The following is a 26,148-nucleotide window of genomic DNA, read 5'->3' on the forward strand; positions in this document are numbered from 1 at the left end:
ATATTACCGCGGTTAACGAGGGCTTGATTATAGTGAGACCAGTTTGTGATTTTGCTCATTGTTGTTGCACGGGCTAGTAGGATATAGATGATCTGATCACAGGCTGGCAAGATAGTTCAAACTTTTAGGAAACAACGCCTTGCCCAGAGTATTTCTTTGTAAACTTCGAACTTAACTACACAAAGTCTGATATAAATGAACTTGATTTAAGAAAACCAGAAAATACTGATGTAATAAACGAACTCTTTGATGAAACTAAGAATAACTTGCTTTTAACTCTAAGAGAATATCAGGCCACACAATTAATAAAGTTCCTTTTCACTGAAGATCATAGGGTAACCACTGCACAAAAGAAAAAAAAGTTACTCGACATTTATAAATTGAAAAAAGGTACACTTAAGCTTTCAGAACAAATGAAATTCCCTTTTTGGGTCAAAAGTTTTTCAAGTATTTTTGACTATGAGTTAATGTCTAAAGGATTTGGATACGACATAACAAATTTTCTTGGGGTTGACGTTTGTCCTTATTGTAATCAGGAAGAAATACCAACAATTGTTGTTGATGGAGCTAAAACAAGGCCAAGCTTAGACCACTTTTACCCCAAATCTAAATTCCCTTTTTTAGCAACAACCTTGAGTAACTTAGTACCATCAGGTGAACGCTGTAATGAAGATTATAAGAAAGCTAAATCAATGATTGGCTATGCAAATCCATACCATGATGCTGTAAAAGCTGATGAAAGTTTATTCTTTTTTAAAGAAATTTTCAGTAAAGAGTTTGAGCTTGAAAATGTAGAAGTAAGTGTCGATACTGATAATAACGCTCTGCATATGAATATGTGCCTATTCAATATTCCACTTTTTTATGATCAAACTTATAAAAGTGATTTTATAGATATGCACGAACAGAAAGAGTTTTTAAAAGAGGTTGGTTTAATAGAAAAGCCCACTGATATTAAGAAATTCCCACATAAAAAAATTAAACATCTAGTAGGAGTTGATTTGAAAAAACCCTCAATAAAATATCGACTCAAAAAGTACAAAGTTGACTCTTTGAACCACATATTTGGGAGCCAATTTAAAACTGATGATTAACTGATTTTTATATTACTTCCTCAACAACTGACTAATCGGCATTCGGTCAGTAAACTTGGTTGCTATAAACGGATCTTCATCTTGGTCGCTTTCAGGTTTGTATAGTGAATAGCGCTCGACTTCACTGGCTGTGATTTCTGAAACGGGCAAGGTAAATAAGTTTGATACATCAGGAAACAGTACTTCAAATGCTTTAACTAAATGCTGGGCTGTGAGGGTTTTCGCGTTGTCTATTAATGCGTAAAGTACGGCATCATCTAAAAAGTATTTGAGTGTTCTAAAACAGCCTTTTGATAATGAGAACAAAGCAAATACTGTTGCTTGCTCACTTAAATTTGGCTTTTCGGTAAATGGCATGCGGTTGGCTAGGCCAATTATTAGTTGTACAAAATGCTTTGGATTTTCTGATAATTTAAAATAAGGCAGCTGCCGCCTCACTAATAAACGCGATGACCACTGCGGCTCGTCTGCTATTTTTTCTGCCCACGGCATTCCTACCAATACAATTGATACACCCGCTTCGTCATTAATATATTTTAATCGATTAGCAATCTCTCGGCGTTTTTTACCTTGGTTGTGCTCAATCAGTTCTTGAAACTCATCAATAATTATAAGCTCTGTGCCACACGTTTTTAGGCACTTTATTAATGATGACGTTAACCTTGTGCCGTTCATTCGTAGTTTTCGCTCTGTGCTGCCTAGTTGCCCTAAGTCTTTTAGAAGCTCAGCTAAAGTGGATTCTAGTGTCGGGTTGCTGGGTATGCGGCTTACTAATACAGGATGATTCACCACTCCATTAATAAATTGCGGTAAATGGCGTTCTTTATACTGTTTTATTAGTGCTGTTTTGCCTGTGCCTGTATCGCCATATAAAAGCATGCAAGGCTTTTCACCTGCTAACCCTTTACCAAGTCTTAACCTGTCGAAATCGTTAAATACAGTGGTTATTATTGGGTATTCAATAAATACATTGCGAAATTCATTTAGCCTTTCTTTTTGTTGATCGGTCAGCATAATCAATACCCATCAAGATCTGAGATAAAGTCATCCCAGCTACCTTCGTCTTTTTTAGGCTTAGTGTCAGCTGGGGTTGGTTCTGCTTGCTTTGTTTCGGGCGTATTAGCAATGGATTTAACTTGAGTATTATCTATGCCCTGCACCCGAGCAATTGCTTTGGTGCCAGTAAGCTTAGTTTTTGATCCTACGTTTTTAAGCTGCCGGGCCTCTTCTTTAACTCGCTCATCAATAAATTGCCGCGCCTTGGCAAGTCCCAATAGCTCGACTTTGCCTTGAATATAGTCTCTATGAAACTTAAGATGGATTTTATGCCTGATCAGCGACAAACCCATTGTGTAGCCCTCTGGGTCAATGCTTGGCACTTTTATATAGTGTTCTAGCGCGTCTAAGTAGACGTACACATACGACAGATCATCTGGGTTTATTTTAACTTTAACCTTTATACTCTTTTTGGAGCTGTACTGCTTACGGTATAAAGAGAGTTCGTCACTGTCGTAGTTAATATGTAGATTCTTAATTCCCCCCTTGCGCAATGTTTTCTCTTTAGCCATGCACATAACAACATCAAGCTTGTCTGTATCTTGTTCTGTTAGTTGAGCTGGAGGCAGTAAAGCAAACCCCTTGTTCCAGTCTTCATAGGGGATGTACCGAAATCTCGCATCAGGGCTCTTGTGATATACATCAACAATCCACTTATGAAACAACATCGTAAAGGTGCCAAAACGCAATATGGCATCCTTTTTCGGGTTATAATCGTGCCTTGCGAGCATGTTAGAGAATGTTTTACCGGGAAATGATGAAAGCATCATTTCGTTAATGATTTTAAAAAACTGCTCAACGAAGGGCTTAAGCCAAGGTTTGCCAACTGGGTTATAACTAATATTTATTCCGACCTCTTCACACGCAAGCTCTAACGACTGGCACCAAAATTCAGCACCATTATCAACCACTAAAGTTTCTATTTTTCCACAACATAGCCATTCATTTACGACTTCTGGATAAATACTTTTAAGATAGCTTTTTGGCTTCATCGCATGACTGATAGCTCTGCGCACAGCATCATAGCATGGGCTCTGAAAACCAAGATAGAAACCAACAACGCAGTGGCTATAAACATCAATAAGCAAGGTTAAGGTTGGTCTCCCCAGTGGCACATCAAGCTCATCGTCCAATAGAATGAGATCCAGTGGTGTATGGTCTATTTCAACACGCTCAAGCACTCTAGTGGGTCTTTTATGGCTCATCACTTTACTATATTCAATATCGGCTAAGCGTTTACCATAGCGTTCAAGCATCACCTCATACTGAGGTAGGTTATCAATGCGGTTTTTAAACGCTTTATAGGTGAGTGGTTTTAGTGGCTCACCTAGCACCTTGTCATTTTCTAAAACAATTTGGTCGCAATAAAAACGGTGTGCAGATGCAACATTTGGGATCTCTTTCGTAAGGTAACGAGTAAGGGCAAGTTCAAAGAATTTGTCTGTATCGGTGCGAGGTTTGCGGTTGCCCTTGCGGTAATACTTTGGGATCAAAGCATGAATGTCTTCTTCAGCTTTAATATAGTCCGCGTGCCAACCAGCAACCGTGCGCCACTTTGGTTTTTCTTGTCCTTGAAATTCAGGCATTTCAGCAAGTAGTGGCACTAAGTTTTTATGTGTCCAACCACCAATTAAACGCTGTTTAAGCCACTTGATGTATTTAAGTCGAGCAAGTGTAGCTTCCTGAACTTCCTTGGGTAGTGATTCTAAATCACGATCTTGATGTTTATGCTCTTCCGGTTTAGCGGTCTCAGCTAACTTTTGCGGTGCTTCTTCAAAGCTAAATTCGTCTTCAAACTTCATTAGCCCAAATCACCGACTCTAAAGTAAGTTCTGTGTTTAAGTCTGAATTAACACTGCCTAGAGACAATAAACGATATACAGAGGCAAGTACTTCACCAATGGAGGCTTTTAGGGTACTCACCAAATCTTGAATAGTCAGTTTTCGCCACTGGCTGAGTAACTGAATAATGGAAAGCTGAAGGTCGGTTAAAGACTGAAATCCCGAATAACGATGGAGCAGCTTTAAATTGTCTAAGGCGGGATAAACACGAATTTGCTTGTCGGTGACTAATATTAGTTCAATGCCTATTCGTTCTTTGGCAATCAACTGTTTTTGCGCAAAACGTACTCTAAATTCAGGGTTCGTTATTTTACTGTAAGGCTTAATTTCAATAAATTTTTGCGAGTTCTCATTATGCGTAATCAAAAAGTCAGGCGTGTAACGGCAAATTCTACCCTCAAACTCATATTCAAACCCTAGCGGTTGTGCTTCAAAGGTTTTAATTTCACGAGAGTATTCAAAGTGAAAGCATGCATCGAATTCTAAAGATGACTCAACTAAACAAGTAGCATTAATCTTTTGACTTGCAAACTTATAGAGATTCTTGACTCTAGAGTGCTTTAGTTTACGCCTTATCATAATCATCACCAACGATGTGAGATGATATAAAATTAGACTATGCAGGATTATTATTCAAATTTTATGCAGGGTTTTGATACAAATTTGCAGACTTATACTTCAAACAACAACCCAAGAAGAATTTGGGTGGCAGTCTTACCAGCCACATCTCGGCACACACGTCACACGCTGTGGCTGCTCCCTTCCGGGCCTGACCAGGTTCACCTGCTAGTGTTGCGAGAGGACCAATAAGACTACCATTGAGGGCCTTGTTTGGCGCGGGAGGATTATCTCTACTTTTGGCTCGTTATTCAAGGGGTATTCGAAAAAGAAAGTGCGATTGCATACTTGGTATACAATCGCACTGTATTTAGGGGCTTTTATGCTTACTTTTCAAGTTCAGCTTTTATGTTACGCAATGCTGCTTTTACTTTTTTCATATTTTCTGGGCCCATACGCAATAATTGTTTTTGCGCATCGGGTAAGTTTTCCCATTCTGAATAAGCATATTGATAAGTCACTGAGTTACGCACTAACGGCATATCACCTTTGGGTTCTGGGGTATCGAGTAGCACATCAATCGCTTCTTCAAGTGTTTGCGTGAAGGCATCACCTTGATAACCAATTTCTGCGTATGCTTCATTAATAAGCGGTTTGTATTCGTCATAAATACGAATCGCTTGTGCAGCACTTAAGCTGGTAAATAATTTTACATACGGGGTGTAACGCTCATAACTATTTGGGTCAATCGTTAAAATATCCCCTTCGATAACCATGAATGATTCTTTAGGGCGCTCAACGGGCGCATGGCTCAATGCAACTTTGCCTTTGGCTAGGTTATCAACATAAACCACACCACGGCGAATAAGATCATCGGTCACCATTAAACTCATGACTTGATCTGTTAATAATTCATCCATACGAGCCACCACGACCTCATCACTGTCGTTTAATGTAGGCAAAGGCTTAACCTCTGGCTCAGGTTCAACAGCTCGTTGCTCTGGGCGTTCAACCGCAACAGGGTCTGGGGTTGGCTCTGTTACTTCGGGTTCTGGCGCTGGCTCGTTATATTCAGCCATTGGCGTTTCTTCGATAACAACGTCTTCGACTACTTGCGTCGGTTTGTCGTCTGGCTGTAAAAAAATAAACGCCGCAACACAGGCTACAATAATAACAATAACAACTGCAAAAATGAGATTGTTATTCCCAGGACGCTTTTCTAATTCGGTATCTGACGAATGCTCTGACATACACACTCCCTTAATATAAAAAACAGACAAAAAAACACGACAAAATTAATATTACCAGTAAGGTAAACTTTGCTTCTTCTAGCTTAAAGACTTACAGTTGATAAATAAAGTAAAGACGCACAACGATTTAAATGCAACCATGAGCAGTAAGTTAAAAAAAACACAACACTCAAAAATCGCTTTATTATTAACAGGTGGTGGTGCCCGAGCGGCTTATCAAGTGGGTGTGCTTAAAGCCATCACACAAAGTATGCCTCGCACTGCGCCTTTACCTTTTACCATTATTAATGGGACATCAGCCGGCGCAATTAATTCCGCTGCGCTTGCCTGTTATGCTTCTTGTGCTCACTTAGCAAGTAAAAAGCTTGAATGGGTATGGCGCAATTTTTCCACCTCGCAAGTTTATAAAAGTGATTTTTTAAGTGTATTTTCACACCTCACTCGCAATATTTTAACGAGCTTTCAGTCTGAACATATTAACCACCCACCCGCAAGCTTGTTAAATAATCAACCGTTAAGAAAGCTGCTTAACGAGATACTCGATTTAGCACGCATTGAGCGTAATCTTCACAAAAACTACCTTGATGCGGTATCAATCACAGCCTCTAGTTATACAACGGGTGACTCTGTGGCGTTTTTTCAGTCGTTAACCCAACAGCCTTGGCAGCGAGCTAAACGCGAGGGACAAGCGACCCGCATTAATGTTGAACACTTAATGGCATCCAGTGCCATTCCAATGGTGTTTCCAAGTGTTAATGTGTACAACCATTACTTTGGCGATGGTTCAATTCACCAATTGTCGCCGTTAAGTCCTTCTGTGCATTTAGGGGCTGAAAAAATATTTATTATTGGTGTCGATGCACCCAAAGAGTTGCACCCACCTGGTTATCAACCCCACTATCCGGGACTGTCTAATATTGCAGGTCACCTGTTAGATAGTGTTTTTACCGACACATTGCAGTCTGATTTAGAACGTTTACAGCGTATTAATCGTACGCTTGGGTTATTACCAGCGCGTGACAAGCACCAAGAACTGAAACAAATTGAAACCTGTATTATCAATCCATCACAAAACTTTAATATGATTGCTGCGCAGTATTACGATGATATGCCATTAGCTATTAAAGTGTTGCTGCGCATGATCGGGGTGAAAAAACGTTCTCAATCAAGTTTAACGAGTTACTTGTTATTCGAAAAACGTTACACCCAAAAATTGATCGAGATTGGTTATCAAGATGGGCTTAAAAAACTGCCCGAAATACGGAAATTTTTAGAATTAGAGTAACTGATCTGTTAGTCTAATCCATCAAGTAAAAAGCGTTCAACGCGCTCTACCCTGCGTGGTTTGCCTTGCAATACCAAAATATCACCGGCGAGCAAAACCGTTTGCTCTGAGGGCGATTCTATTTCACGGTCTTGACGACGTAATGCACGAACTGATACTCGGCGCTGCTCAAGCTTAAGTTCGCTTATCATGTGATTCACAGCGAATGCGTGTTCAGGTAAAGCGATAACATGTAAGTACTCTAATCGGTCTGAGCTGCTTTCTTCGCTGTCGAGTTTATCACCGGTAAAAAATCCATTTAAAAACTGATAACGATTGCGGCGCTCTTTGCTCACTCTGCGAATAATACGGGTCATTGGTACACCCGACATATACAGTACGTGTGATACGAGCATTAAACTTGCTTCAAGGGTTTCTGGTACCACTTCTGTGACACCTAACTCTTTTAGGGTTTCGAGCTGAGAGTCGTCACGCATACGTACGAGTATCTTAACGGTGGGTGCAATTTGTTTTATCGCATCTACCACGACTTGCGTCTGCTCAAAGTCTGTAAACGTTATGATCACTAAACGAGCGCGTTCAACCCCTGCAGATTTTAAAATATCTTTTTGTTTTACATGACCAAATATAATTGGCTCACCTGCGGCTTTTGCTTCTTGCAATAAAATGGGATTGCTTTCTATTGCAACGTAATCAATGGCTTCGGGCTTTAAAAAGCGAGCGATTGTTTGCCCTACCCGCGAGAACCCACATATAACAACATGGTTATGATACAAGGGGCTGCTATTAGCTGGCTGTTGCCAATACTGCCCTGGCTGAGAAAGCAAACCCAAACGCTTTAGTAAAACAGGTGTTTTTTCAATAAGGTAAGGGGTCAGTGCCATAGACAACACGCCTACCGCAATTAAAAATGAGGCTTGCTCTGAGCTTATCAATAAATGCTGTGAAGCGAGTGCAATCAACACAAAGCCAAATTCGCCCATTTGCCACAGCATAATACCTGCTGCAACGGCATCTTGCTTTCGCTCGCCTATAAGCTGTGCAGAAATAGCCAGAACCGCAATTTTAAAAAATAATAAACCGACTAATACCGCAATAATCCAATACCAACTTTGCAGCACATACAAAATATCTAATTGCATTCCTACGGTAACAAAAAACAGCCCCATTAAAATATCGCGAAACGGTCTAATATCGGCTTCTAATTGGTGACGGTACTGGCTTTCACCGAGCATCATACCGGCCAAAAACGCTCCCAGCGCCATAGAAAGACCAAACAAATACGTTAAACCGGCTGCAAACAATGCCACTAACAATGTGGTGAGCACAAAGAGCTCGTCGGTTCTAACAAGCGCTATTTCTCTAAAGACTTTAGGCAGCACCCACTTGCCTATAGCCCATAACAAAATACACACAAAAGCACCTTTGGTTAATGCAAAGGCAAGTGCGCCAACAATTTCATCAGAGCCACTTTGAGCAAGTAAGGGGTAAATAATTAGTAAGGGCACGACAGCGATATCTTGAAACAACAATACGCCAATTGCTAACTGACCACGCCGCTGATTTAACTCACCTGATTCTTTGAGTAACTTCACGACCACTGCCGTTGATGATAAAGCCATTAAGCTCGCAATCGTAAAGCTATTAAGTAGGCTGTACTCAAGTAACAGTAAAATCAACATGAACACTAGGCTTGTGATCACCACTTGCAGTGACCCTAAGCCAAATACAATATTGCGCATTGCCATTAGGCGCGGTACTGAAAACTCAAGCCCTAAGCTAAACAGCAAAAAAACAATGCCTAGCTCAGCTACAAAGTGCATTTCGTGGCTTTGTGCCATCCAGCCAATACCATGACTCCCCGCTAATAAACCCGTTGCGAGGTACGCCAGAATAGGAGGTAAGCCAATTCGCTTGAAAAACCAAACAAAAATGACCGCAGCTACGAGTAACCCAAAGGCTTGAATCAGCACATTTTGCAAGCAATTACCTCCTTCTACTTAATGATAAAGCCGAACCCTCGTTTAAATATAGCAACCATATGTTTTTCAGCCAGTTTAAAAAAGTGGCACAAATTTCGCTTTATTAAGGAGTATCTAACACTCCGGGGGGAGAACAATCATGGAAAATGTCCATATTTTGACGCAGCGAGTGACTGCAAGAGGCGACTTTATGCCGTTTTCGGCAGAACGTTACCGAATAAGTGAACAGCACAATACACATGACTTAGTGACAAAGTTACAAACAACCCTGTCGATTGAGGGGATTTTGACTATTTTTGCCGAGCATGCAAAACAGCTCATCAATTTGTCTGGGTTGCAGTTTCAATCGGCTTTGGGTGTGTCTGAAAGTGTCGACAGCGATACCACGCACACTCCCTACTCGTTTGATTTAGATTTAGAAAGTGAGCGTTTAGGTCAGCTAATTTATTTTAGCCAATTTCCTATGGGGCAAGCTATCGAAACCAAACTACAGCAATTACATGCTGCGCTTGTTTACCCGCTTCGTAATGCAATTATGTATACACGTGTATTACGCTTGGCAACAAAAGATGCGCTAACGGGGTTAAATAACCGTAGTCAATTTAATGACAGCTTGGCACAAAGACTAGAGCGTTGTCGCCGTCAGCATCGTCCATTTAGCTTAATGTTGCTCGATTTAGACAACTTTAAACAAGTGAACGACAATTTCGGTCATAAAATTGGCGACGACGTACTACAAGAATTTGCTAACGTTTTACGTAACTGTGTACGAGGCACAGATTCAATTTTTCGCTTTGGTGGCGATGAATTTGCGCTGTTAATTGACGACCCTGAATTTACCACTAACAAAGTCATCGCAGATCGCGTTATGCGTTTAGTCTCGCAATCAAGCATAATGGCCCAATACGCTGTAACATCGAGCATAGGGTTTACGCTTGCGAATAACCAAGACTGCGAAAATGAAGTGTTTGCCCGCGCAGATAAAGGCCTATACCGTGCTAAAGCCGCGGGTAGAAACTGCGCAAAAGCGTACTAAAAGTCACATTTTTAAAGCGCAAAACAATTCGCAAATATCGTTACGAAAAGCCTAGCTTCCCCCGCTAGGCTTTTTTGTAGCCAATTTATAACCGAGTAATACCAACCAAAAACCTGCAAAAAAACCGCTCAGTAAATAAAGTAAAGCAGCCATTGTCGTTAGTGGCGACACAACCACGAGGGCGAGGGGTGTTAACACCCCTAAAATAAAAAACACGCCGCCTTTGCCTGACCAATACCCTAACAGCAATAACGAGCACGCAACGCCCCCCGCTAGCGCATAAAACAAGGTACTCATTTCAAGCTCAGCAAACGAAAAACCGGCAATAACCGCAACTATAATCGACACAATAAAACCCAGCGGTGCTTTATTAACTAGCGATAAACCAACATGAGCCTGTTCACTCATTTTCACTCTCCCAAAAAATGCCTTCATCTGAACTGTGCGTAGCACTGATAAAATAGCCAACCACTTGAACAAGCTGATCATTATAAAAAATAAGCGGCACTTGTGCACGAACCCAAGGAGCGACCTTCGCATCTTTAAACCAATGTTTGAGCGTATTTGACCCCGGCTTTTTAAGCGGCTTTATGCGCGCTTGCGGGCAATTAAACACCACTTTCACCTGCTCATCAGCCGTTGGCAATCGAATTCCTTTACCGGTTTTAAGTCTTAAAGTTCGGCCATCCGATAAGGTTACGGTTTCAAGATTTATATCACATGATTTGGGTATTGGCTGTTCTGTAACGAAATACCAGTAATGTTGATGGCGACGAACTTGTCCGCTCGCTAAACAGATTTTTAATTGGGCGTCGGCCTGTGCGTTTAAGCCCTGTTCAATAATTTGCTTAAGCTGATTTTCAGAGGGCATTTGATGTGTAAATTGCTTGAGCCACGCGCGTACAAGGTTTGCTTTACGCGTATCAGAAAAATCTTTAATCGCACAACAGCTTAATCCGCCGTGTTTATTTTGACAGTGCGCAAGGTCTGTTTCTGTGTATTCATCTAACAGTGATTGTTGCTGCTGTAATAAGCGAATACTGCGCGCAGCACTTTTCTCAAAGCCCTGAAAGCGGTCGTTTAAAACGGGGATCACCTGATGACGTAAAAAATTACGGTCAAAGCGCTCGTCGCTGTTTGAGTCATCTGTAATATGTTGAATTCCACGCTGTTCAGCAAATAGCTCTATTTGCTGGCGTGTCACATTAAGCAAGGGTCTAAAGCAAACACGCCCAGATGACAACACTCTTTGCTGCTGCATTGCACTTAACCCTTGCAAGCCTGAGCCACGCTTTAGGCGCAAAAAGAACGTTTCAAGCTGATCATTTAAATGCTGACCTAGTAACAACACGCTGCCTTTTGGACTATGCGTATCGAGCGCATCATAGCGTGCGTCTCGGGCTTGCGCCTCGAGGCTGGTTCGTGCTTGTGTTTCAATGTTCACTTTTATTGCTTTAAATGGCACTGCAAGAGAGCGGCATAACGTTTCACAAAATGATTGCCACTGCCCTGCATATTCACTCAAGCCATGATTTACATACACAGCATCTACACTCAGTGCCGTATTTTCACGGTGTAATTCAGCCATTAAATGCAAAAGCACCACAGAGTCGACACCACCAGACAAGGCAACAGTATACGCCTTGTGCCCCTTTGTAATTAAAGGCTCAAGTTCTTTACGAAAATCAGTATAAAGTGGCAAAGTTAACATCGACTGGCACGCTTAAAATAAATTGCGTTGTATTATAAAACAAAAAAAGCCGCAAAAGCGGCTTTTTCATCATTATGCTAATTAGCAATAACCAAACGACATTAAACGTTTGTAACGCTGATCAAGCATTTCATCAAGTGACAAGCCTTGTAAATCAGCTAAATCGCGCTTTAGTTGATTTTTAAGGTTACGCGCCATTGCATCGTAGTTACGATGTGCGCCACCCAGAGGCTCTTCAATCACGTTGTTGATTAAATCTAGTTCTTTAACACGTGCAGCTGTTACACCCATTGCTTCTGCAGCGATAGGCGCTTTATCTGCACTCTTCCAAAGGATTGATGCACAACCCTCTGGTGAAATTACTGAGTAAGTGCTGTACTGCAACATGTTTACGCGGTCACCCACGCCTATTGCCAATGCACCACCCGAACCACCTTCACCAATAACAGTACAGATCGTCGGTACTTTTAATGCAGCCATCACTTTAAGATTACGTGCAATCGCTTCTGATTGACCACGTTCTTCTGCACCAACACCTGGGTATGCTCCCGGCGTGTCGATAAATGTCATGATAGGCATTTTGAAACGCTCAGCCATTTCCATTAAACGTAATGCTTTACGGTAGCCTTCTGGTTTTGGCATACCAAAGTTACGTTTGATTTTTTCAGCTGTATCACGCCCTTTTTGCTGACCAATAACCATGACTGGTTGGCCTTCAAAACGCGCAACACCGCCTAAAATAGCGGGATCGTTAGCAAAAGTACGGTCACCTGCTAGTTCGTCAAATTCCGTGAAAATGCGCTCGATGTAATCACGAGTATAAGGACGCAACGGGTGACGGGCTAACTGTGAAACCTGCCAAGCACCTAACTCAGAGAAAATTTTCTCTTTCATTTCAGCGCTTTTTTCTTTTAATCGACTGACTTCCTCTTCTAATCCAAGGTCTAATTCGCCAGCGCGGCTTACATTTTGTAACTCTTCAATTTTTGCTTCTAATTCTGCGATTGGAAGCTCAAAATCAAGATAATTGAGGCTCATGCTCTAAACTACCTAATTAATTAAATTCTAGTTCTACATCTTGCGCCGCCATCAGTGATAACTTGTGAATTAAGTCATCACTAGGCGTAACACACCATTCGGTTCCTAACGTAATCTCAGCCAACGCATCAGGACGTTGATAGAATACTTTAATAGGACACGTGCCAAACTTATAAGGTTCAAGCACTTTTTGTAAATTATCGAAGAAGTTCGCCTCGATCTGCACCATATTCAGCGTCATTTTAATCGCTTTTATACGCTTTTCTCGCGCTTGAGCAATGGTGCATATGTCTCTGGCGGTCATTGTAATGCCACCGGAGAAGTTATCAAAGCTGACCTGTCCAGATATTACCAAGATATTGTTAACTTGCAGCATATCTTGGTACATTTCAAACTGTTCTGGGAATAAGCGTACATCAATACGGGCACTCTTGTCATCTAAAGTTACAAGACCCCAACGATTTCCCTTTTTATTTATGAGCGTACGCGCCGCAATGACTAAGCCTGCAGCGGTTGACTGCACATCGCGATTCGTTGGCTGCAAATCAACCAAACGCCCCGAAGTATAATATTTAAGCTCTTTTCGGTACTGATTAATCGGGTGACCCGTTAAATACAGCCCTAACGTTTCTTTTTCACCGTCTAACCATTCGTTATCCGTAAGGTCTGGGGCTTTAATAAAGGCTTGTTCAACTTCGTCTGGCTCTGTGGCTAATAAACCAAATAAATCAGCCTGACCAAGCGACTCCGCTTTATGGTGCTGGTCTGCCGCTCGCATGGCATCTTTTAAACTAGCTAACAATGTTGCACGACCAGGCTGGGTTTTATCAGGGCCTAACTGATCCAGCGCCCCCGCATAAATAAGTTTTTCTACTACGCGTTTATTTAAACGTTTTAAATCAACGCGAGCGCAAAAATCAAATAAGTCTTTAAACGGGCCGCCTTCTTTACGCGCTTCTAAAATGGCTTCTACTGGGGCTTCACCCACCCCTTTAATCGCACCAATACCGTAAACAATTTGGCCTTTTAAGTTAACCGTAAACTTGTACTCACCCGCATTTACATCAGGCGGTAGCAAGGTTAACTTCATGTTTTCACATTCGTCGACCAAGGTAACAATTTTATCGGTGTTATCCATATCAGCCGACATTACGGCCGCCATAAACTCGGCCGGATAATGCGTTTTCATCCACAGAGTTTGATACGACACCAATGCATAAGCAGCGGAGTGAGATTTGTTAAAGCCGTAACCTGCGAACTTTTCGACCAAGTCGAAGATTTTTATCGCTAGTTCGCCGTCAATACCGTTCTTTTCTGCACCTTCTTCGAAGGTTGAACGCTGCTTGGCCATTTCTTCAGGTTTTTTCTTACCCATTGCACGGCGAAGCATGTCTGCGCCACCAAGGGTATACCCTGCCAATACCTGCGCAATCTGCATTACCTGCTCTTGATACAGGATGATGCCGTAGGTCGGCTCTAATATTGGCTGTAAGCTTTCATGTTGCCACTGTACATCGGGGTACGATATTTCTTCACGCCCATGCTTACGGTCGATAAAGTTATCTACCATGCCTGATTGCAGTGGACCCGGTCGGAATAATGCCACGAGTGCAATCATATCCTCAAAGCAGTCAGGTTTTAGACGACGAATAAGGTCTTTCATGCCGCGCGATTCTAGCTGGAAAACCGCGGTCGTCTCAGCACGGAGCAATAAGTCAATGCTGGGTTTATCATCAAGCGGGATTGCATTGATATCAACGGGGTCTTTACCTTCGCGCGCTAAACGCTCGTTGGTCATGTCGAGCGCCCATTGCAAGATGGTTAATGTTCTTAAACCTAAGAAGTCGAACTTAACCAAGCCTGCGGTTTCAACGTCATTTTTGTCAAATTGAGTTACCGGGAACTTGCCTTCATCGTCGCAATAAAGTGCAGCAAAATCGGTGATCGTGGTGGGTGAAATTACCACCCCCCCTGCGTGTTTACCGGCATTACGTGTACACCCTTCAAGAATGCGACACATGTCGATAAGCTCTTTTACTTCTTCGTCACCGTCATAGGCTTCTTGTAAACGCGGTTCTACATCAAACGCTTTCGCAAGCGTCATACCGGGGTCGCCAGGGACTAGTTTTGATATGCGATCGACAAACCCATAAGGGTGGCCAAGTACACGCCCCACATCACGAATAACCGCTTTTGCAGCCATGGTACCAAAGGTGATAATTTGCGATACCGCGTCGCGGCCATACAATGCCGATACGTGATCAATCACTTCATCACGTCTGTCCATGCAGAAGTCAACGTCAAAGTCGGGCATGGATACACGTTCAGGGTTCAAGAAACGTTCGAATAGTAAGTCAAATTCAAGCGGATCTAAGTCGGTAATTTTAAGTGCATATGCAACCAACGAGCCCGCACCCGAGCCACGTCCCGGTCCCACTGGAATATTGTTATCCTTACTCCACTGGATGAACTCCATTACGATTAGGAAGTAACCCGGGAACCCCATTTGGTTAATTACATCGAGCTCGATTTGTAAGCGCTCATCGTATTCTACGCGCTTTTCTTTTCGCTCTTCTTCATCGGGGAATAAAAACTGCAATCGCTCTTCAAGACCATCTTTCGATACTTTAACTAAGAATTCATCGATTTTGAGCGAGCCCGTTGGGTAATCGGGTAAAAAATAGGTGCCCAACTGCACGGTTACGTTACAGCGTTTTGCAATTTCAACGGTGTTTTCGAGCGCTTCAGGAATATCACTAAAGAGCTCAGCCATTTGCTCAGCTGTTTTTAGGTATTGCTGATCAGAAAAACGTTTTGGTCGGCGCTTATCTTCAAGGGTGTAACCATCATGAATTGCAACACGAATTTCGTGGGCTTCGAAGTTTTCAGGTTTTAAAAACACCACCTCGTTAGTGGCCACCACGGGCAGTTGTTCTTGGCTTGCTAATTCTACCGCTAAATGAAGGTAATCTTCTTCAAACGGGCGCTCAGTCCGAATAAGCTCAATATAATAGTGGTCACTAAAGTGTTGCTTATAGAAACTCACCACCGACTCAATCAGGCCGGCATTGCCTTTAAGTAATGCTTTGCCTAAATCGCCATCTTTTGCGCCTGATAAAATTATGAGGCCATTTTTGAGCCCCACCAGCCATTCACGGTCAATCACGGGACGATGAAAAACATGCCCGCGTTGATACGCTTTAGAGATTAATAACGTGAGGTTTTTATAGCCTTCGTTATCTTTGGCTAAAATAGTTATTCGGCATGGTTCATCTTCGAATTCTGGGCTTCGTAACCAAAAATCAGCTCCCACAATTGGCTTAATTCCAGCGCCATGTGCAGCCCCATAAAAACGCACCAAACCACATAAGTTCATCTGGTCTGTTATGGCCAGCGCTGGCATTTGTAGCTCTTCTGCTTTGGCAACGATTGGTTTTGTTTTTGCGAGGCCATCCACCATTGAAAAATCAGAATGAACACGTAAATGAACAAATTGCGGCGCAGGCATTAGCGTTGCTCTCCTTTTAACGCCAAAATGCGCTGCACAGGTTTAAAGCTTTTGCGATGCGCATTAATAGCACCATACTGTTCTAGTGCAGCAAAATGCGCTTTGGTAGGGTAACCTTTATGTCCTGCGAAGCCGTATTCTGGATAGCGTTTATCGAGTTCAATCATTTCGTCGTCTCGGGCCACTTTCGCAAGAATTGATGCAGCCGAAATCTCTTCCACTAAGCTGTCGCCTTTAACTACCGCTTGCGCAGGTATGGTTAATTGGCTAGGAACGCGATTACCGTCAATAAATACAAACTCAGGTTTTACACTGAGTCCTTCAACCGCACGGCTCATTGCCAGCATAGTGGCATGTAAAATATTAAGCTCGTCAATCTCGCTTGGGCTACAACGACCAATGGCATAACACAGGGCTTTTTCTTTAATTTCTGCAGCTAAAAGTTGGCGTTTTTTATCCGACAATTTTTTTGAGTCGGCTAGTCCCACAATCGGTTTTGCAGGGTCGAGGATCACCGCGGCGGTTACTACGTCACCAACGAGCGGGCCACGTCCTACTTCATCAACACCGGCAATATAATTTACATGTGGTCGATCAATCTGCATTTAGTAACTCCGCGACTGCTGTTGCAGCTTGTTCGTTGGCATTTAACCTAATTTCTTTATGAATCGCTAAAAAGCGTGCTTTTAGTTCACTATTATCTGAATTTAACATAGGTGTGAGTGCATTTGTTAAATTATCAACATTACATTCTGTTTGTAGGTACTCGGGGACAAGCTCTTCATCGGCCAGTAAATTCGGTAGCGAAAAGTACTTGATGTTAAAGGTAAACAGCGTTTTAAATATCCAATAGCTCATTGGCTTTATTTTATACCCTACTACCATTGGCTTTTTATAGAGCATGCCTTCTAATGTCGCGGTCCCTGAGGCAAGTAAAATCGCATCGGCAGCTTGCATAGCAAGATTTGACTGGCCGTCGAGTAACTGTAATTTTAAATGAGGGGCTGTTTTTTCTAGAATGTCACAAAACTGAGTTTTTCGTTTTTCGTTAACGAGTGGTACCACTATTTTCAGTGCTGGGTTTTCTGCCTGTAGTTTAGCGGCTGTTTGAATGTAAGTGTCACTCAAAAGACCCACTTCTGAGCCTCGGCTGCCCGGTAAAAGCGCCAATACTTTGTCTGAATCTGATAAACCGAGTGCATTACGCGCTTTGCTCTGATCATGCTCCAGCGCAATATCATCAGCCAGCGTATGACCAACAAATGTGCAAGGCACGTTGTGTTTGTCATAAAATGCTTTTTCGAATGGTAATAAAGCCAACACTAAATTAGTTGCTGCGCTGATTTTATGAATACGCTTTTCACGCCACGCCCAAACAGAGGGGCTCACATATTGAATTGTTTTGATACCTGCTTCTTTTAGCGGCTTTTCAACACGTAAGTTAAAGTCTGGCGCATCGATACCAATAAACACATCAGGCGGATTATCTATAAAATGTTGCACGAGTTGTTTGCGAATTTTTAATAAGCGCGGTAAGCGCCCCAACACTTCAACCAGCCCCATTACCGACAACTCATCCATATCGAATAACGTTGTACAACCCGCAGCTTGCATACGCGGCCCTGCAATTCCTTCAAAAATAGCATCTGGGAAACGTACTTTAAGTGCTTTAATGAGCCCTTCACCTAAAATATCACCTGATAACTCACCTGCCACCAAGGCAATACGTAACGGCTTTGTTTGTTCTTTCATTCGTTGATAATTCGCAACTTTCTGCACTAATAAAAATGAGTTTACCGTGTTTTAGCAATCGGATAAATGTCACAGAGTTAATAAATACTAGAAATTAAAATTGCGATTAAAAGTTGCTCTAAAAGCCGTTTATAAAATAGATAAAAACAATGCCAGCACAGGGGGCTACTCACTTTTGAGTAAGTCAAAGGGGTTGAATTAGTAATTAATTACTTTCTTAAACTATAGATTAATCATTTGAAATATTTAGTTTTTATCTCTAATCTGTAGAATTAACGAACAATCGCTATCATATTAATTTCCTATTTTCTATTGACTAAAATAGATACAAGGTTAATATTCACGAAGTTTCAGTAATTACTGAAACTTTGAAAGCTATTTTTTTTGTCGTGTCTACCGCACCCTTTAATAAGGAGCTAAACAATGATAGATGAAACATTTGTGGATCTATCGCGATTGCAATTTGCAATTACTGCCCTCTTTCACTTTCTATTTGTACCACTCACTATAGGTATGACGTGGATTTTGGTGATCATGGAATCCGTTTATGTGATGACAGGTCGTGAAATTTACCGTGATATGACTAAATTTTGGGGTAAGTTGTTTGGTATAAACTTTGCGATTGGTGTGGCTACTGGTCTCACTATGGAGTTTGAGTTTGGTACTAACTGGTCTTATTACTCTCACTATGTGGGTGATATTTTTGGCGCTCCTCTGGCTATTGAAGGGTTGATGGCGTTCTTTTTAGAATCGACCTTTGTCGGCATGTTTTTCCTTGGTTGGGAGCGACTCACAAAACGCCAACACCTTGCAGCGACTTTTTTAATGGCTTTAGGCACTAACCTTTCGGCATTGTGGATTTTGATTGCCAATGGTTGGATGCAGAACCCTGTGGGCGCAGAGTTTAACTATCAAACCATGCGCATGGAAATGACCAGCTTTGCGGAGCTAGTATTCAACCCCGTCGCACAGGTTAAATTTATTCATACGGTGTCTGCCGGTTATGTCGCGGCTTCAATGTTCGTACTCGGCATCAGTAGTTGGTACATACTCAAAGGTCGTGATTTGGCCTTTGCGAAACGTTCATTCTCTGTTGCATCAGGTTTTGGCCTTGCCTCTATTTTATGCGTTATTTTACTAGGAGATGAGTCTGGTTATGAAGTAGGCGAAGTGCAAAAAGTTAAACTGGCTACAATCGAGGCTGAATGGCACACAGAAGAAGCGCCCGCAGCATTTACACTGGTAGGTATTCCTGACTCTGAACAGCAAGTCACCCATGCTGCGGTTAAAATACCTTATGCGCTGGGCATTATTGCGACACGTTCGATTGATGAACAAGTCACGGGTATCAAAGATTTAGAAAAACAACACGAAACACGTATTCGTAACGGTATGCAAGCATACGAGTATCTCGAAAAATTGCGTGGTGGTGATGACTCCGCCGAGAACATTGCCAAGTTCGATACACTGAAAGCTGACCTCGGTTATGGTCTGTTGCTTAAACGCTACACTCCTAATGTGGTTGATGCCACAGAAGCGCAAATTCAGAAAGCGGTGAAAGACTCATTTCCGAAAGTGGGGCCCATGTTTTGGTCATTTAGGATAATGGTTGGCTGCGGTGTGATTATGTTAGGGGTCTTTGTACTGGCCTTTTACTATAACGCCAAACGCGTTATAGAGCATAAGCGTTGGTTACTCTGGGCCGCCGTGTGGAGTATTCCATTACCTTGGATTGCTATTGAGTTCGGTTGGATTGTTGCTGAATATGGACGTCAACCATGGGCTATTTCAGAAATATTACCCACATTTTTAGCAACCTCCTCGTTAACGGTAAATGATTTGCTGATCAGCATTACGGGCTTTATTGTATTTTACACCGGTCTAGCAACCGTTGAAGGTTGGTTGATGCTGCGCTTTGTTAAACAAGGGCCTAGCTCTTTGCACACAGGTAAATATCATCACGAACTCATTAAAGAAGACTCGCTAGCAGGCCAAGGAGTACAGTCATGATCTTTGATTACGAAACACTAAAATTAATCTGGTGGGTATTAATCGGTGTGCTCCTGATTGGCTTTGCTGTTACCGATGGCATGGATATGGGGGTGGCTATTTTGCTCCGCCTTGTTGGCAAAACAGATGTCGAGCGCCGAACCGTTATAAATACCATCGGGGCTCACTGGGATGGTAACCAAGTGTGGTTTATTACCGCTGGGGGTGCATTATTCGCTGCATGGCCTATGGTGTATGCTGCTGCATTCTCAGGCTTTTATTTTGCAATGATGTTGGTCTTATTTGCGCTGTTTTTCAGACCACTTGGGTTTGATTATCGCTCAAAAATTGAGTCAGCTCGTTGGCGAAATAACTGGGATTGGGGCTTGTTTGCAGGCAGTTTTATTCCTGCACTCGTATTTGGGGTTGCTTTTGGTAACTTGCTACAAGGTGTGCCTTATCATATTGACGATTTATTACGTGTAAGCTATCAGGGCTCATTCTTTGCTTTACTTAATCCATTTGCCATTGTTGCTGGCTTAATAAGTGTGCTTATGTTGGTTGGTCATGCGGGTATGTGGCTGCAACTTCGTACCGATGCAGACGTAGCCAAACGCTCAGCACAATATGGCCGATATGCACTTATGGCGTTTATTGTATTGTTTGCCTTAGCAGGTGTTTGGATATCGCAAATTGACGGTTATACAATCGTCAGCATGGGCGACACTCAAGGCTATGCGAACCCACTGGCTAAAAAAGTAACGCAGGCACCAGGTGCATGGCTTGATAACTATACAAAAATGCCACTAACGATGCTTTTCCCAGCGCTAACATTTGTGATGGCGGCACTGGCTATTGTGTTATCTAAATTACAAAAGCCTGCGTTAGCACTTGTTTCATCAAGCATCATGTTGGCTGGAGTTATTTTAACAGCAGGCATGTCAATGTTCCCGTTTATTATGCCTTCAAGCAACAACCCTAATATTAGTCTTACTATGTGGGATGCGGTTTCGAGCCATATGACCCTCAATGTTATGTTTGTTGTTGCCATTATTTTTGTTCCTTTAATTTTAACTTACACGACCTGGTGTTATGTGAAGATGTGGCGAAAAGTCACTATCGCTGAAATCGAAAACAACACTCACGGTAGCTATTAAGGAGATTTAATTATGTGGTATTTTGCCTGGATATTAGGTGTTCTATTAGCCTGTACACTTGGGGTAATTAACGTGATGTGGTACGAATTTCATCAACATAAAGATTCTATCGCTGATGATGAGCTAGAGCTGTACGCGAGACTCAAAAACAACGATGACAACTAAACCCCGACCAAATCGCGCGCAGCAGCAAACGCTGCGCGCTTTTTTAAAGCAGTATAGTCAGTCCGCTTCTGGGCTGCTTAAATTAAGCATTAGTCTGGGCACTTTCAATGCCCTGTTAATGATTGCCTCTTGTTACCTTCTTGCGAATGCAGTTCATCAAGTCATATTTGAACAAGCAAACTTGCAAGCCGTAAGCCCTTTATTATGGCCTCTTGCTGGGCTAATTTTAGTTCGTGCTTTGTTGGTTGCGCTAAGTGAACGCGTGAGTAACCTTGCCGCGTTAAAAATAAAAAACGTGATGCGAAATACATTGCTAGAAAAGCTCACCAAACTTGGGCCAGCCTACAGTGAACAAAAAGGTCATGGCGCTACACTTAATACCTTACACAATGGTGTTGAAGCACTGCATCAATATTACGCCAACTATATTCCAAGTGTGGCTTACAGTGCACTTATTCCATTTGCGATATTAGTGGTGATTTTTCCAACCGATTACAAAGCAGGCCTCATTTTCCTATTAACAGCCCCGCTTATCCCATTTTTTATGATTTTAGTGGGCCATAAGGCTGAACAGTTAAACCAAGAGCGTTGGCAAAAGCTAGCGGTACTAGGAAATTACTTTTTTGACAGATTACAAGGACTGACTCAACTCAAGCTCTTTAATGCAACCAAGCGTGAGCTAAATAGCATAAGTCAGATTTCTGATGATTACCGTGGTGCGACCATGGGGGTGTTGAAAGTCGCCTTTTTATCATCTTTCGCCCTTGAGTTTTTAGCCACCATTAGTGTTGCCCTTGTTGCCGTTATTATTGGCTTTAGGCTGTTTTTTGGCACGCTCGACTTTGCCACTGGTTTTGTGGTGTTATTACTGGCTCCTGAGTTTTATTTACCGCTTAGGCAAATGGGCACCCACTACCATGCAAAACTTGAAGGTATCAGCGCTGCTGCTGATATGGTCGAGATTATTAATCACAGTGAAGCAGATGATCACACGGGTACATCCCCTCTCCCATTACCACTTGAAGACATAAAACTAACCGCTCTCAGCTATCACTACCCCGAAACAAACGAAGGGGTGACAGATATCAATTTAACATTACCTAACACGGGTTTAATTGCATTTGTTGGCGAAAGTGGCTCAGGGAAAAGTACTTTATTTGACTGCCTATTAGGTTTTCATCATCACGCTAACCACGCCATTAACATCAACGGACAACCCTTAAGTGACACGGCTTTAAGTGATTGGTATGCACAGCTTGCATGGATCCCTCAACACGCCACTTTATTTTACCGAAGTGTTGCCGACAATCTGCGTCTAGCCAAACCTGATGCATGCCAAGACGAGCTCATTGAAGCCGCCAGTAAAGCGGGCGCACTTGAATTTATTAACGCTTTACCACATGGCTTTGATACCTTACTGGGTGAGCAAGGTGAAGGCCTCTCCGGTGGGCAAAAACAGCGCATAGCGCTTGCCCGTGCATTTTTAAAAGATGCCCCAGTTCTACTACTCGATGAACCTACAGCACATTTAGACAGCCAAACAGAACAGCTTATCAACCAAGCAATCTGTGAATATGCGAAAAATCATTTAGTCTTGGTCATTGCTCACAGACTTAATACGGTAAAGCACGCTGATACCCTTTACGTAATGCAGCAAGGCAGCATTGTAGAATCGGGCCGTTATAAACAACTGGTCAACGACGCGGGGCTATTTGCAAAACTGGTAAGTCGAGGTGAAGCCCCTGCATAATTTTGTACGCTTACTTAAACTATGCAAACCGCATGCTGGCATGCTGTTACTGGGGGCTTTTTTAGCAAGCTTAACCGTGCTGGCTAATGTGGGTTTACTGGCTATTTCAGGCTGGTTTTTGGCCGCGATGGCTGCCGCTGGCATTGCCGGTGTGCAGATGAACTATTTTACTCCAGCAGGCGTGATCCGCTTTTTAGCGATTGTGCGAACCGCATCGCGTTATGGCGAGCGAATGATTACACATAACGCGACATTTTTATTATTGAGCGAGATTCGCGTAAAAATGTTCGCAACACTGAGTCGGCTCAATAATGTCGATTTAGCAATGAGCCGCAGTGCCGATTTAGTCAATCGATTACAAAACGATGTCGACGCGCTCGATAAGTTTTACTTAAATGTGCTGCTACCAATCATCGTTGCGCTTTTTACTATCCCAATTGTGCTGGCGTTTATGGCAGCGTATAACGCCGACGTTGCATTGCTATGCTTTATTTCATTAATGGTTATAGGGGTGCTACTCCCGGCTTTACTAAGCCGTAAACTTCATAAAGAAGCGCATGTCGAAACACAACTTAGTGCAGAATTAAGAGCTGAACTTGCCGATACATTAAAAGGGGCAAGAGAGCTTGCTGTATATCAAGCACAAAACGCTCAACTCACGCATTGTGATTCTTTAAGCCAACAATACAATGCTCAGCTTTATAGCCGCCATAAAGCGGTTGCAAACAGCAATGGTTTAAGCACCTTAGTTATTCAACTGACTATGCTGACAAGTGTGTTTATGATTATTCCATTGGTTTCTCTGGGCACCATGAAAAACGTTGAACTGGCTATGCTGGCATTATTTGTTCTAGCAAGCTTTGAAACTGTACTCACCCTGCCTACAGCGTTTATAGAATTACCTCTGACCTTAAGCGCCGCAGAGCGCCTGTTCGTACTTGAAGACAATCACAGCAAAGCCAATACACAGCAAAATGAAATAGACAATCAATCAGCGCTCGGTCTTACGTTAAGTAATGTCAGTTATCAATACGCTGGAAGCACACATAAGGCACTTAATAACATCAACGTGTCTGTCTGTGCTGCAAGCAAGGTTGCGCTGGTTGGTGCCAGTGGCAGTGGTAAAACCACGCTTGTTAATTTACTCACCGGTCTTTGGCCACTGCAATCAGGCTCTTTAAAGCTGACCACAGACGAGCACAGTTTTGAGCTTGAGAGCATGACACCTTCAGCACGCTTTAAACAACTGACAATTGTTGCGCAGCAGCATCATATTTTTGATGGCACTCTGCGTGAAAACCTACTCTATGCAGCGCCTGATGCAACAGATGAAATGCTTATTCAAGCCTGCGAACAAGCAGAACTCAGCTCTTGGCTTAACAATTTAAAGGCTGGGCTCAATACCCGTTTAGGCATAGCAGGTAGAAAGCTGTCGCACGGTCAATCACGCCGTATTGCAATTGCTCAAGCCATATTAAGGCACGGTAATTTAGTCATTCTTGACGAACCGACAGAAAGCTTAGATAACCACACTAAATACCATTTGCTTAATACACTTGAGACAGTTTGGGCAGATAAAACGATGCTCACTATTACCCATGACCCAGCCATGCTTAGCCGGGTTGATAAGGTCATTTGGTTAGAGCAAGGGAAAATAAGAGCAGTGGCCACTCATGCAGAGTTGCTTGCAAACGAAGCTGATTATGTTGAGCTGATCACGCGCTTTTAATCGAGCTGCTCAACGGTAACGTCAATCACACCGTGCTTTAAGGAAGCAATTTCTGAAAACGCCTGCTTAGATAAATCAATAATGCGACCGCGAATAAATGGGCCGCGGTCGTTAATGGTAACAATCACACTTTTGTTGTTGGCAAGGTTCGTCACTTTGACCCGTTTGCCAAACCTAAGTGTTTTATGAGCAGCACTCAAGGCTTGTTGATTAAAAGCCTCCCCGCTTGCTGTCGTTCGACCATGGTACTTGTCAGCGTAATAACTCGCTTTACCTTTTTCTATCGCGCCCTTTGGTACGGAAGGTGCGCTACTACAGCCACTCATTAGCAAGGTCGCTAACACTAAAATAAAGAGTTTGTTCATATTGATTGTCCTTTTTAATCAATAAATTTAGCAAATCCTTGCTTAGTAAAACCTGAACTACAGATACAAAAAAGCCACCTGTCGGTGGCTTTTCGTCTATCGCTATTGATTAGCGAATGATTCCGCGCTCAGAACTTTTCACAAAGTCGATCATAAGCTGAACGGCTGGGTATTTTGCTGCATCTTCGCTGAGTTCAGCGATTGCCTCTTCTACACCTAGGCTCTTACGGTAAAGTGTTTTATACGCACGGCGTGTTGCCATTATTTCATCACTATCAAAGCCACGACGTTTCATGCCTTCTGTATTGATAGCAACGGGTCCTGCTGGGGTACCAATCGTTGTAACAAACGGAGGAACATCTTTGTTAACGCCTGAATACATGCCAACAAATGCATGTGCACCCACTTTACAAAATTGATGAATACCCGAGTTACCAGCAAGAATAACCCAATCACCAATGTGTACATGGCCTGCAACAGATGCATTATTAGCAAAAATAACGTTATCGCCAATAACGGCATCATGCGCAACATGGGTGTACGCCATAAACAAGTTATTGCTACCAATTTTAGTAACACCTTGGTCTTGGATAGTACCGCGGTGGATTGTTGCACATTCACGAATTACGTTGTTATCACCGATAATTAACGTAGTTGGCTCATTAGCATATTTTTTGTCTTGGCAAGCTTCACCAACCGATGCAAATTGAAAAATATGGTTACCAGAACCTATTGTCGATGGGCCTTTAACAACCACATGAGACTCAATGATACAGTTATCACCAATTTCTACATCATTACCAATGTAGCTGTATGGGCCAACTGAAACATTATTTCCAAGCTTCGCACCTGGTTCGATTATCGCCGTAGGATGGATCACT

The 26,148-nt window shown here is 42.5% G+C and carries 21 protein-coding genes and 1 other RNA gene; 8 read left to right on the forward strand and 14 right to left on the reverse strand.

Features of this window, described 5'->3' with window-relative positions; genetic code table 11:
- The first annotated feature begins 266 nt into the window (after positions 1-266).
- The gene (locus JIG41_RS08390) at positions 267-1,094 is read left to right on the forward strand and encodes a hypothetical protein (RefSeq protein ID WP_199524561.1); all 828 of its coding nucleotides are present in this window, start codon (positions 267-269) and stop codon (positions 1,092-1,094) included.
- A gap of 12 nt (positions 1,095-1,106) precedes the next feature.
- Here JIG41_RS08390 and JIG41_RS08395 read toward each other — a convergent pair whose 3' ends face one another.
- From JIG41_RS08395 to JIG41_RS08415, 5 genes are all read right to left on the reverse strand, one after another.
- A complete protein-coding gene (locus JIG41_RS08395) occupies positions 1,107-2,108 on the reverse strand; it encodes a TniB family NTP-binding protein (RefSeq protein WP_199524562.1) in 1,002 nt (333 codons plus the stop codon).
- 2 nt (positions 2,109-2,110) lie between these two features.
- Positions 2,111-3,952: a Mu transposase C-terminal domain-containing protein gene (locus tag JIG41_RS08400; protein WP_199524563.1), complete on the reverse strand. Its 1,842-nt coding sequence runs from the start codon at positions 3,950-3,952 to the stop codon at positions 2,111-2,113.
- Positions 3,942-4,571 carry a TnsA endonuclease N-terminal domain-containing protein gene (locus tag JIG41_RS08405; protein WP_199524564.1) on the reverse strand — a complete coding sequence of 210 codons (630 nt, stop codon included), beginning with the start codon at positions 4,569-4,571 and terminating at the stop codon, positions 3,942-3,944. Before JIG41_RS08405 ends, JIG41_RS08400 begins: the two co-directional genes overlap by 11 nt.
- Positions 4,572-4,704: 133 nt before the next feature.
- Positions 4,705-4,801: signal recognition particle sRNA small type (ffs, locus tag JIG41_RS08410), an RNA gene on the reverse strand.
- Positions 4,802-4,936: 135 nt separating this feature from the next.
- On the reverse strand, positions 4,937-5,800 hold the full coding sequence (locus JIG41_RS08415; protein WP_036969689.1) for a DUF3014 domain-containing protein: 864 nt from the start codon (positions 5,798-5,800) through the stop codon (positions 4,937-4,939).
- A gap of 139 nt (positions 5,801-5,939) precedes the next feature.
- Here JIG41_RS08415 and JIG41_RS08420 point away from each other — a divergent pair, with 139 nt between their 5' ends.
- Positions 5,940-7,085, forward strand: a complete 1,146-nt coding sequence (locus JIG41_RS08420; protein WP_036971648.1) for a patatin-like phospholipase family protein — start codon at positions 5,940-5,942, stop codon at positions 7,083-7,085.
- Between the two features lie 8 nt (positions 7,086-7,093).
- Here JIG41_RS08420 and JIG41_RS08425 read toward each other — a convergent pair whose 3' ends face one another.
- Positions 7,094-9,067 (reverse strand): monovalent cation:proton antiporter family protein, encoded by a 1,974-nt coding sequence (locus JIG41_RS08425; RefSeq protein ID WP_199524565.1) that lies wholly within the window; start codon positions 9,065-9,067, stop codon positions 7,094-7,096.
- A gap of 139 nt (positions 9,068-9,206) precedes the next feature.
- Here JIG41_RS08425 and JIG41_RS08430 point away from each other — a divergent pair, with 139 nt between their 5' ends.
- A complete protein-coding gene (locus JIG41_RS08430) occupies positions 9,207-10,103 on the forward strand; it encodes a GGDEF domain-containing protein (RefSeq protein WP_036969691.1) in 897 nt (298 codons plus the stop codon).
- A 51-nt stretch (positions 10,104-10,154) separates the two neighbouring features.
- Here JIG41_RS08430 and JIG41_RS08435 read toward each other — a convergent pair whose 3' ends face one another.
- From JIG41_RS08435 to lpxB, 6 genes are all read right to left on the reverse strand, one after another.
- On the reverse strand, positions 10,155-10,511 hold the full coding sequence (locus tag JIG41_RS08435) for a hypothetical protein (RefSeq protein ID WP_036969693.1): 357 nt from the start codon (positions 10,509-10,511) through the stop codon (positions 10,155-10,157).
- Positions 10,504-11,814, reverse strand: a complete 1,311-nt coding sequence (gene tilS, locus JIG41_RS08440) for a tRNA lysidine(34) synthetase TilS (protein ID WP_199524566.1) — start codon at positions 11,812-11,814, stop codon at positions 10,504-10,506. Before tilS ends, JIG41_RS08435 begins: the two co-directional genes overlap by 8 nt.
- Before the next feature lie 81 nt (positions 11,815-11,895).
- Positions 11,896-12,852 carry an acetyl-CoA carboxylase carboxyl transferase subunit alpha gene (gene accA, locus JIG41_RS08445; RefSeq protein ID WP_036969697.1) on the reverse strand — a complete coding sequence of 319 codons (957 nt, stop codon included), beginning with the start codon at positions 12,850-12,852 and terminating at the stop codon, positions 11,896-11,898.
- Between the two features lie 16 nt (positions 12,853-12,868).
- Positions 12,869-16,360, reverse strand: a complete 3,492-nt coding sequence (dnaE, locus tag JIG41_RS08450; RefSeq protein WP_074988618.1) for a DNA polymerase III subunit alpha — start codon at positions 16,358-16,360, stop codon at positions 12,869-12,871.
- The gene (rnhB, locus tag JIG41_RS08455; RefSeq protein WP_199524567.1) at positions 16,360-16,965 is read right to left on the reverse strand and encodes a ribonuclease HII; all 606 of its coding nucleotides are present in this window, start codon (positions 16,963-16,965) and stop codon (positions 16,360-16,362) included. Before rnhB ends, dnaE begins: the two co-directional genes overlap by 1 nt.
- Positions 16,955-18,112, reverse strand: a complete 1,158-nt coding sequence (gene lpxB, locus JIG41_RS08460; RefSeq protein WP_036969702.1) for a lipid-A-disaccharide synthase — start codon at positions 18,110-18,112, stop codon at positions 16,955-16,957. Before lpxB ends, rnhB begins: the two co-directional genes overlap by 11 nt.
- 423 nt (positions 18,113-18,535) lie before the next feature.
- Between lpxB and JIG41_RS08465 the strand changes: the two genes are divergently transcribed.
- From JIG41_RS08465 to cydC, 5 genes are read left to right on the forward strand one after another with little or no spacing between them, the layout of a single operon-like run.
- On the forward strand, positions 18,536-20,122 hold the full coding sequence (locus tag JIG41_RS08465; RefSeq protein ID WP_036969704.1) for a cytochrome ubiquinol oxidase subunit I: 1,587 nt from the start codon (positions 18,536-18,538) through the stop codon (positions 20,120-20,122).
- Entirely contained in the window at positions 20,119-21,258 is a 1,140-nt protein-coding gene (gene cydB / locus JIG41_RS08470; protein ID WP_206770737.1) for a cytochrome d ubiquinol oxidase subunit II, read from the forward strand. The genes JIG41_RS08465 and cydB overlap by 4 nt, the downstream gene beginning before the upstream one ends.
- Positions 21,259-21,270: 12 nt before the next feature.
- Positions 21,271-21,423 (forward strand): cytochrome bd-I oxidase subunit CydX, encoded by a 153-nt coding sequence (gene cydX, locus JIG41_RS08475; protein ID WP_036969707.1) that lies wholly within the window; start codon positions 21,271-21,273, stop codon positions 21,421-21,423.
- Positions 21,413-23,173, forward strand: a complete 1,761-nt coding sequence (cydD, locus tag JIG41_RS08480) for a thiol reductant ABC exporter subunit CydD (protein ID WP_199524568.1) — start codon at positions 21,413-21,415, stop codon at positions 23,171-23,173. The genes cydX and cydD overlap by 11 nt, the downstream gene beginning before the upstream one ends.
- On the forward strand, positions 23,166-24,902 hold the full coding sequence (gene cydC / locus JIG41_RS08485) for a thiol reductant ABC exporter subunit CydC (protein ID WP_199524587.1): 1,737 nt from the start codon (positions 23,166-23,168) through the stop codon (positions 24,900-24,902). The genes cydD and cydC overlap by 8 nt, the downstream gene beginning before the upstream one ends.
- Here cydC and JIG41_RS08490 read toward each other — a convergent pair.
- Both JIG41_RS08490 and lpxA read right to left on the reverse strand, forming a co-directional pair.
- Positions 24,899-25,273, reverse strand: a complete 375-nt coding sequence (locus JIG41_RS08490) for a septal ring lytic transglycosylase RlpA family protein (RefSeq protein WP_143474501.1) — start codon at positions 25,271-25,273, stop codon at positions 24,899-24,901. The genes cydC and JIG41_RS08490 overlap by 4 nt on opposite strands.
- Positions 25,274-25,376: 103 nt before the next feature.
- On the reverse strand, positions 25,377-26,147 hold the full coding sequence (lpxA, locus tag JIG41_RS08495) for an acyl-ACP--UDP-N-acetylglucosamine O-acyltransferase (RefSeq protein ID WP_199524569.1): 771 nt from the start codon (positions 26,145-26,147) through the stop codon (positions 25,377-25,379).
- Position 26,148 lies beyond the last annotated feature (1 nt).

Origin of the sequence: Pseudoalteromonas sp. bablab_jr011 (genome assembly GCF_016464045.1) — a bacterium.
GTDB lineage: Bacteria > Pseudomonadota > Gammaproteobacteria > Enterobacterales > Alteromonadaceae > Pseudoalteromonas > Pseudoalteromonas lipolytica.